This is a genomic window from Proteus sp. fly-1067 (genome assembly GCF_040139345.1).
GTDB classification, from domain to species: domain Bacteria; phylum Pseudomonadota; class Gammaproteobacteria; order Enterobacterales; family Enterobacteriaceae; genus Proteus; species Proteus vulgaris_B.
Genome location: NZ_JBEEUL010000059.1, coordinates 1 through 868 on the forward strand (window position 1 = coordinate 1; position 868 = coordinate 868).

Here is an 868-nt window from a genome sequence, read left to right on the forward strand (position 1 = left end):
GTAAATTTAGATAAGGAATATTAATACTCTTACCTACATTTAGCCCATATTGGTGGGTTTGCCCTCTATCCCAATATTGTTGTAATTGATAATTTAAATTGATATTAAATTCGCCTATACGTTTTGAAAGGCTTATTTGATAGCGTTCCTTTTCATTATCAATGATTTTGTCGTTTCTTAGATCTAAATACTGAGACATCGTATAATATTTTCTATCTGTAAAACGATATCCCGCAAACGTTAGATCCATGTCATACTCATCAAAAGTTTTAGAGTAATTAATACTATATGAGTTACCCGATGGACTATCATGGTCTAGCTGTGCAAAAGAACGAGCAATATTTACAGATAACGCACCAAATTGATTCATAAATCGCCCAACACCAAGTGAAACTTGCTGATAACCTTGGCTGATGTCGGAAGCCGCGTTTAATGACCAATTATTATTTAAGCCATGAGAAGCTTCTCCCCTGAAGAAAAACACACCCCCATAGACTGAATGATCTCGTTTAATTGGTTGGCCTATAGAGGCGTTGTATCGAGTCGTCCCTGGACGAGTTAAATAAGGTACATTAGAGCTGTTAACAATAAATTGTTGTTCAGAGCCATCCTGCTCAATAATTTTTACATGTAATTCACCACGAGTACCACTATTTAATGACTGAATTTTAAATGGGCCAGCAGGCACATTGCCATCATATAATACACTGCCCAATTGAGTGACAACCACGCGAGAATTGGTTTTAGCTATCCCTGTAATTTCAGGCGCATATCCTCTTAGCCGTGGTGGTAACATTGAATCATTTGTAAATAATGATAATCCAGTAAATCTAAATGGTTCTAATATTTGTGATGGTGTAGTGCTCTC

Annotated in this window: 1 protein-coding gene; it reads right to left on the minus strand. The window is 36.4% G+C overall.

Translation table 11 applies throughout. The features are described 5' to 3' along the window. On the minus strand, window positions 1-868 hold an 868-nt coding region (locus tag ABN217_RS19060; RefSeq protein ID WP_349459824.1), incomplete at both ends, for a fimbria/pilus outer membrane usher protein.